The following is a 7,876-nucleotide window of genomic DNA, read 5'->3' as shown; positions in this document are numbered from 1 at the left end:
CATCAATCGACTTGACCAATGGCCAACCTGTCAGTGATGTGTCCGAACAAGCGTCAGCTATGTCTCCGGTCTAAACATCAAGCCGGGCGATGACACCGACTGCTGAGTAGCGCCTACTCCGCCGCCTGCTGCTGCACCGTCGGCTCCGTGCCTGCCACCGTCGCGCGGCGCATGTCGCGGGGCTGCGACTGGTCGTAGCGGCGGACGCGGTGCATGGTCTGGCGGTTGTCCCACATCACGAGATCATGCAGCTTCCATTTGTGGACGTAGACGAACTCGCTTTGCGTCGCGTGCTCGTTGAGATCGCGCAGCAGCAGCCTGCCCTCGGGGACGCTCATGCCGACGATCTTGCCCGCATGCGATGAGAGATAGAGCGACTTGCGGCGATGCACGGGATGGGTGCGCACGAGACGTTGCAGCACCGGCTTGAACATCTGCTTCTCGTCATCGGTGTATTCGGTGAAGCCGAGCGATCCCCGCGAATACATCAGCGAGTGCTCGCAGACGAGGTCCTCGATTTCGGCCTTGGTCTCGTCGTCGAGCGCATCATAGGCCGCGCGCATGTCGGCGAATTCGGTGTTGCCGCCCTTCGGGTTCACCACGCGCGCCGACAGCAGCGAGAATTTTGCCGGGATGGGGCGGAACGAGCTGTCGGAATGCCACAGGCAGTTGCCGAGATTGAACAGATGCGCGCGGCTGTCCTTCGCCAGCGGCTTGCCGTCCTTGCCGAGATTGGAGACGTCGTTCAGGCCCGTCTGGAGCCGGTAGTCCTTTTCCTTCGTCACGGTGCCGCCGCGCGCGTCCTCGCGCTGGCCGAAATTCAGCGCAAAGGCCATCTGCTGTTCGTCGGTGATGTCCTGATCGTGGAACACCAGCACCGCATATTTGTCCATGGCGGCTTCGACCTCGCGCGCCTCATCTGGTGTGAGAGGCTGTCGCAGATCGAGGCCGGAAACCTCGCCGACAAAATGTGTCTGAAGTTGCCGGATGGCGATCGTCATGGCGTTTTCTCCCGGGCGTGCAAGCGGTTGGTCCCGCTCTGTCGAGGAAAAAGTTACTCCCGTAACGGGCGATGTCAACGCTCGGTGCGCATAGCTGCCTATAGCCCGGATGGTGCGAAGCGCAATCCGGGGCATCGTGCCGCGGAAAGACCTTCCCGGATTGCGCTGCGCTCCATCCGGGCTACAGCTCTCACGCGTTGCGCGCCATCAGGCCGCCGTCGACGGGGATGACCGCGCCGGTGAGGAAGGACGCCGCCGGCAGGCACAGGCTCAGCGTCATGTGCGCGACCTCCTCCGGATCGCCGTAGCGGCCGAGTGCCGTGCGGCGCTTGGCGTAGATGGTCTTGTGCTCTTCCGAGATCCGGTCGGTGATGGCGGTGCGGACCGGCCCCGGGCAGATGCAATTGACGGTGATGCCTTCGCGGCCGAGCTCCACCGCGAGCGAGCGGGTGAGGCTGGCGACGCCGCCCTTTGCCGCCGAATAGGGGCTGTGCAATGCGGTGGCGCCGAGCGCCTCGGTCGAGGCGATGTTGACGATGCGCGGACTTTTCGACTTGCGCAAGTGAGGCAGCGCGGCGCGGATGATGCGCGGATGCGCCGTCAGCATCACCGTGAGGCCCCTGGCCCAGGCGTCCTCATAGGTCTCGTCGTCGATCGCGACGCGCACGGAGATGCCGGCATTGTTGACGATGATGTCGAGCCCGCCGAAATGCGCGGCGACGTCGCCGACCACGCGTTTGATCTCATCGCCGTCGGCAACATCGAGCTTCCAGGCTTTCGCGGCGCCGCCGCTTGCCGCGATCTCCTTCGCGACGGCCAGGGCGCCTTGCTCGTCATAATCCGTGGTGGCAACGTTGGCGCCGTCAGCGGCGAACACGCGTGCCGTTGCACGCCCCATGCCGCTGGCCGCGCCGGTGACGAGAACGGTCAGGCCCTTCACGGACCGGCTGAGCTGTTTGAACTCGGACATGCTGTTTCCTCGCGGCGTCTTGTTTCTTGTTATGAGATGGACAAGGCTGGCATCGATCCGCAGACAGGTCAAACAAGCAGAACAAAAGGGAGGCCCCGATGACGAACGAACTCGATTTCCCAGGCAAGCAGGTGCTGGTCGTCGGCGGATCCAGCGGCATCGGCAACGGCATCGCGCAAGCCTTTCGCGTCAGGGGCGCGCAAGTAGCGGTCTGCGGCACGCGGGCTCACGCGAAGGAATATTCGCAAGCGGAGGGCTCGGATCTCACCGGTCTTTCCTACGCGCAGCTCGACGTCGGCAATGCCGGAGCGGTCGAAGCGTTCAAGCCGTCGTTCGAACGGCTCGATATCCTGGTGCTCGCGCAGGGCGCGGTGCTCTATCGCCGTGGCGAGTTCGAGATGGCGGGCTTCCGCAAGGTCGTCGAGGTCAATCTGATGAGCCTGATGGCCTGCGCCACGCGCTTTCATTCCATGCTGCGGGACTCGCGGGGATCGCTGATCATGGTGTCCTCGACCGCGGCCTATCATTCCACCATGGGCAATCCTGCTTACAACGCGTCGAAGACGGGCGCGGTCGGATTGACGCGGACGCTGGGCGAGGCCTGGGCCGAAGACGGCATCCGCGTCAACGGCATCGCGCCCGGTCTGGTCGACACCAAGATGACGAAGGTGACGACCGACAATCCCAAGCGGCTCGAAGGTGCACTTTCGCGCATTCCGCTGCGGCGATTGGGCACGCCGGCTGACATGGCGGGCGCGGCGCTGTTCCTGGCATCGCCGCTGTCGTCCTACATCATCGGCCAGACATTGGTCGTCGACGGCGGGCTCATTCTTTGAGTCCAATTTCAAGTCACATGGAACTGCGCCGCTCCTGATCGGTTACTTGGGCTGACCCCCGAGGAGGAGCATCATGGATAAAGATCGGATTGTCGGATCGGCCAAGGAATTCGCCGGACGCGCGGAAGGCGCTGTCGGTGATCTCGCAGGCGATGCGCAGACACAGGCGTCGGGCAAGGCGCGGGAAGCCGCAGGCTCCGTGCAGAATCTCTACGGCCAAGCCAAGGATGCCGTCCGTGACGCGACGGACACCGCGGCCAGCTATGCCAAGGACGCCTATGACAAGCCGGCCGAAACCTTGCGCGACGGTTCGCAGGCGATTGCCCAGAAGGTGCAGGACAACCCGCTCGGCGCGCTGCTGGTCGCCGGCGGTATCGGCTTCGCCCTCGCGTTGCTGATGGCACGGCCTTCGCGCCGCCCGCCGCCGCGCTGGCGCTATTACGGCTAAAGCCAACGCACGATAAGCATCAGGCCCCGGACGCAACACGGCGTGTAACGCCGCGTTGCTGAGCCGGGGCCCATTCTTTTTGGACGTGCTGGTCCCGGCTCTGCGCAGCAGCGTTTCACGCTGCAGAGCGTCCGGGACACGAAGACCTCAGCTTAGAAAAATTATCGGAACACTTCCGCCGATCGCCCGACATTGCCAGGCGGCCGCGGGATCGCGGGGTTGGGAGTCGGATTGCGCGGCGCTGGCGCCAATTGACGCGGCGGGGGCGGCGGCGAGCCAAAGCCGAAGAAATCGCGCATCGATGGCGCTGCCTGTGCCGGTTGCTGCGGCGCCGGTGGCTTCTTCGGCGCAAGCTTTGGCGGGGCGATCGCTGCGGCCGCACCCGGCGTACCGCCATCGGGTGTCGTCGTGGCGACCGGCGTATCGCCCTTGGCCTGCTCGCGGCCGACTTCGCGGCGCGGCCAGGCATAGTCGTCGGCGCGGCCGGCAGGCGCAGCCAGTGGCTCGCCCTTCACCATCGTCTTCGCAGCGAGCGCATCGACGGCGGCAGGACGCGAGCCCGGCCCACCCAGCAATTGATCGGTCGAGATCGAGGCCGCAACCAGCGGCACGATCGGGCCGGCCAGCGGCCGCGGTGCGGGCTTGCCGGGCTCGGCGCTGGTATCGGGTGTCGCCGGCTCGCTCGGCAGCGCGATCGGGCCGGAGCGGCCTGCGAGCAGGCGCGTGATCTCGCGCTCGACATAATGCGCGAGCTTGCGCGCGCCGGGTTTTGTGAAATAGACGCCGTCGCCGCTGCGGAGCTGACGGATCTGGCCTTCGAAGTCCGGGCCCTTCTGAAGGAAGCGGCCGGCTTCGTCTACAAAGCCGTCCCAGACGTCGACATAGGTGATGCCGGCCTTGGCCGCGCCTTCGCGATAGAGCGAATCCAGGAACAGCATGTCCGCCGTGCCCTTGGGGCCGCGGATCGCGGGCAGGCCGACCCAGAGCACCGGCACGCCTTTGGCCTTGAGGACGTTGGCGAGCTCCTCGATCTTCTTGCCGTAGAGCTCGACCCAGCGCTCGTCGCGGAATTCGTAGACACCGTTCGGATTGCGCGCCGTCTTTTCGGGCGCGGCCGCAGGCGTGTCGGCGTTATCGGCATCATCCTGCGGCAGGTCGGTGTCGGCGGGCTTGTCGTCCGGCTTGGCGGCCGTGTCGGGTTTGGCATCGCCCGGCTTGTCACCCGGCTTTCCTTGCGGCTTGGCGCGGGCGCCCTTGTCGTTCTTCTTGTCTTTGTCCTTGTCCGAGGCCTTGTCGGATTTCTCGGCCACCGGCTCGCGGATCGAGATGCGGTCGTTGAGGCCGAGCATGACGACGATGATTTCAGGCTTCTCGGTCTCGAGAATGCCCTTGGCCGCAGCCACCCAATCAGAGGGCTCGCCCTTCGGCTGGTACTTGATCAGGCCGGATGTGGTCTTGTGCTTGCGGATCACGCCCATGTCGGGCTGCTCGGTGTAGGCGTCTTCCAGGCCGTAGGCGAGCCAGTCGGCCATGGCGTCACCGATCACCAGCACGTTCTTGTCGGGCGTGGTGTCACGCTTGGCTGGCGCCGGCGCGCGCGAAAAATCCTGGCGCGGCGCCTGCTGCTGTTGCTGCTGGAACGGCGCGAAGAAATCTCCGCCGAACCAGCCGCCGCCTCCGCCATTGCGCGGCGGCGGGGCCGCGCGCTGCGGTGGACCGCCGAAGCCGGGGAAGTTGAAGAACTGCGCCGAGGCCGGGCCGGCAACCGATACCAGAATCGCAAGCGCCGTCCCCAGCGCGATCAACGGGCCGGTCTCGGTCAGCGCCTTGAGCAGGGACTTCTTCGACATGCGATCTCGGGCACGCGCAATGGGGGATCGGGACACGCTCGATATAATAACGGAATCGGGCGCCAAACGGGCAGATTCTGTTGCAGATTTTGACCCATACGCCGAGGAACAGGCGCCGCCGTCAAGGCTGCCTGCCAAAATCCCTGTTCAGGGTTACTTTCGACGCGATTTTACCGCCCGCGCAGCCGGTCCAGCACGTCGGAGGAGGCAAAACCGTCGGCGGGGACCCCGATCGAGGCCTGGAAGTTGCGCAGGGCCTCCCGGGTCTGGCCACCGAACTGGCCGTCCGGGGTGCCCTTGTAGAAGCCGCGTTGGGCCAGCAGCTGCTGCAGTTCCAGCCGCTCGGTGCGGGACAGCTCCCGCTCCTGCCGCGGCCAGGGCTGCACGAAGGGCTGGCCGCCGCGGAGGCGATCGGCGAAATGGCCGATCGCCAGCGCATAGGCCTCGGCCGGGTTGTACTTCATGATGACGCGGAAGTTCTGCAGCATCAGGAAGCCCGGCCCTTGGGCACCGGCCGGCGCAAGCAGATAGGCCTTCTCCGCCGGATGCGGGAAGGGCTGGTTGGTCGGGCGCTTGAGGCCGAGCTTTTCCCATTGCGCCATCGTCATCGCCTTGGCGCGGTCGGCCAGCATGTAGTTGAAGCCTTGGGGCACCACGACCTCGTAGCCCCAGGTCTGGCCGGCCTGCCAGCCGTCCTTCTTCAGATTGTTGGCGGTCGACGCGATCAGGTCGGAGGGATTGTCGACGACGTCACGCCGGCCGTCGCCGTCGCCGTCCACGGCAAAGCGCTTGAACGCGGTCGGCATGAACTGCGTCGGGCCGAAGGCGCCGGCCCAGGAGCCGCGCAACTGTTCGGGCCTGAGATCGCCGCGGTTGAGGATCTCCAGCGCCGAGAGGAATTCGTCCTTGAAGTAAGCTTGGCGGCGCCCGATGCAGGCGAGCGTCGCGGTCGATTGCAGCACGCTGCGATCGCCCATCTGCGTCGAGTAGTTGGACTCGATGCCCCAGATCGAGGCGATGATATAGCGGTCGACGCCGGTGGCTTTTTCAGTGGCGTCGAACTGCGCTTTGTACTTGGCGAGAACCTCGCGGCCCTTGGCGAGGCGGTTGTCGTTCACGAGGATGTCGAGATAATCCCAGATCGACTTAGTGAACTCGGGCTGCGAGTCCATCAGGTCCATGATGCGCAGATCGGGCGCGAGGCCTGCCGTGAAGCGCTGGAAATTTTCCTGAGTGATGTTGCGCCGTGCGGCATCGGGCCACATCCCTGCGACGCAATTGTTGAAGCTACCCGCGGCCTCGCGGATCGCGGCGGCTGTCATCAGCGGATGGCCGGAGGCGCCGTCCTCGCCGGTCCAGGGTTGAACTCCCGTTTGAGCGCCGCTGGACCCGGGCGCTGCTTGCGAAGTCGCCGGGTTCGGGCCTGAGAAAATACCGCCGAACAGATTGGACAGACCGTTCTGAGCCTGCGCGCCGGCGGGAAGCGGGAACAGCAGGGCGGCCGCAATCATCGTCGCACCGGTCACGGACCCGCCCCGTTTCGCCAGCCCTGCCATTGATTGCATCATGTCCACACCTGTCCGGCCAAAATCCGCCCTCAGGAGGCCTGGTTACGGTTGCCAACAGCTTAACAAAGGTGAAATTTTGATGGTGGCCTTTTTCTTAACTCTGTGAGGATGAGGCCCCACATCCGCCTTTGTTGGCGGCTGCAAACAAGCTAGCAAGATGCCATTGCTCCCTTCACGTGTTCCTCAGGTATTCGATCAATCCCATGAAAATCCGCAAAGCCGTATTTCCCGTTGCCGGCCTCGGCACCCGCGTCCTGCCCGCCACCAAGGCGATGCCGAAGGAAATGCTGACGATCGTCGACAAGCCGCTGATCCAGTACGTCTATGACGAAGCCAGGGAAGCCGGCATCGAGCACTTCATCTTCGTCACCGGCCGCAACAAAAGTGTCATCGAAGATCATTTCGACCGGATGTTCGAGCTTGATGCGACGCTGGCCGCGCGCGGCAAGAAGACCGAGCAGGACGTTCTGGCGCAGAACCAGCCGGAGGCCGGCGCCGTCAGCTTCACTCGCCAGCAGGCGCCGCTCGGCCTCGGTCACGCAGTCTGGTGCGCGCGCGACATCGTCGGCAACGAACCGTTCGCGGTCGTGCTGCCGGACGAACTCGTGCTCAATTCGCCCGGCTGCCTGAAGCAGATGATCGACACCGCCAGCAAGCTCGGCGAAAAATCCAATGTCATCGCGGTCGAGCCGGTGCCCGACCATCTGACCCATCAATACGGCATCTGCGGCGTCGGCAAACGCACCGGCAAGATGTTCGAGGTCGACGGCATGGTCGAGAAGCCGGCCAAGGGCACCGCGCCCTCCAACCTCTCGATCACCGGCCGCTACATCCTGCAGCCGGAGATCTTCAAGATCCTGGAGACCCAGGAGCGCGGCGCCGGCGGCGAGATCCAGCTCACCGACGCCATGATCGGCCTTGCCAGATCGCAAAAATTCTACGGCGTCGAGTTCGAGGGCGAGCGCCACGATTGCGGCTCCAAGCCCGGCTTTCTCCGCGCCAACATCGCCTACGGCCTGAAGCGGCCGGAGCTGCGTGACGGGCTCATTGCGGAAATGAAGAAGTATTTGGGGCAGTAACGCTCCCAGTCGTGGGGGGGGGGGGGGGGGGGGGGGGGGGGGGGGGGGGGGGGGGGGGAGGGGGGGGGGTGGGGGGGGGGGGCGCCCCGGGGGGGGGGGGGGCACCGACCCCCGCCGGCGCGGG

At 65.4% G+C, this 7,876-nt stretch carries 7 protein-coding genes; 3 read left to right on the top strand and 4 right to left on the bottom strand.

The features are described 5' to 3' along the window. Positions 1-113: 113 nt before the first annotated feature. Both AC0L3A_RS34655 and AC0L3A_RS34650 read right to left on the bottom strand, forming a co-directional pair. Positions 114-1,001 carry a TauD/TfdA dioxygenase family protein gene (locus AC0L3A_RS34655; RefSeq protein ID WP_007599867.1) on the bottom strand — a complete coding sequence of 296 codons (888 nt, stop codon included), beginning with the start codon at positions 999-1,001 and terminating at the stop codon, positions 114-116. Positions 1,002-1,191: 190 nt separating this feature from the next. Next, positions 1,192-1,971: an SDR family NAD(P)-dependent oxidoreductase gene (locus AC0L3A_RS34650; RefSeq protein ID WP_354127158.1), complete on the bottom strand. Its 780-nt coding sequence runs from the start codon at positions 1,969-1,971 to the stop codon at positions 1,192-1,194. Positions 1,972-2,069: 98 nt separating this feature from the next. Here AC0L3A_RS34650 and AC0L3A_RS34645 point away from each other — a divergent pair, with 98 nt between their 5' ends. Together AC0L3A_RS34645 and AC0L3A_RS34640 are read left to right on the top strand one after the other, a co-directional pair. Then, on the top strand, positions 2,070-2,807 hold the full coding sequence (locus tag AC0L3A_RS34645) for an SDR family NAD(P)-dependent oxidoreductase (RefSeq protein ID WP_007599876.1): 738 nt from the start codon (positions 2,070-2,072) through the stop codon (positions 2,805-2,807). A 73-nt stretch (positions 2,808-2,880) separates the two neighbouring features. Then, entirely contained in the window at positions 2,881-3,255 is a 375-nt protein-coding gene (locus AC0L3A_RS34640) for a CsbD family protein (RefSeq protein WP_007599877.1), read from the top strand. Positions 3,256-3,416: 161 nt separating this feature from the next. Here AC0L3A_RS34640 and AC0L3A_RS34635 read toward each other — a convergent pair whose 3' ends face one another. Then, positions 3,417-5,105, bottom strand: a complete 1,689-nt coding sequence (locus AC0L3A_RS34635) for an SGNH/GDSL hydrolase family protein (RefSeq protein ID WP_007599878.1) — start codon at positions 5,103-5,105, stop codon at positions 3,417-3,419. A gap of 170 nt (positions 5,106-5,275) precedes the next feature. Beyond that, the gene (locus tag AC0L3A_RS34630) at positions 5,276-6,673 is read right to left on the bottom strand and encodes a lytic murein transglycosylase (RefSeq protein WP_007599883.1); all 1,398 of its coding nucleotides are present in this window, start codon (positions 6,671-6,673) and stop codon (positions 5,276-5,278) included. A gap of 203 nt (positions 6,674-6,876) precedes the next feature. Between AC0L3A_RS34630 and AC0L3A_RS34625 the strand changes: the two genes are divergently transcribed. Then, on the top strand, positions 6,877-7,752 hold the full coding sequence (locus AC0L3A_RS34625; RefSeq protein ID WP_007599884.1) for a UTP--glucose-1-phosphate uridylyltransferase: 876 nt from the start codon (positions 6,877-6,879) through the stop codon (positions 7,750-7,752). The last annotated feature ends 124 nt before the right edge of the window (positions 7,753-7,876 follow it).

It is taken from the genome of Bradyrhizobium sp. MI1.3 (genome assembly GCF_055811695.1).
The sequence above is the reverse complement of the archived record's forward strand: the minus strand, read 5'-3'. Positions and strand labels throughout refer to the sequence as shown.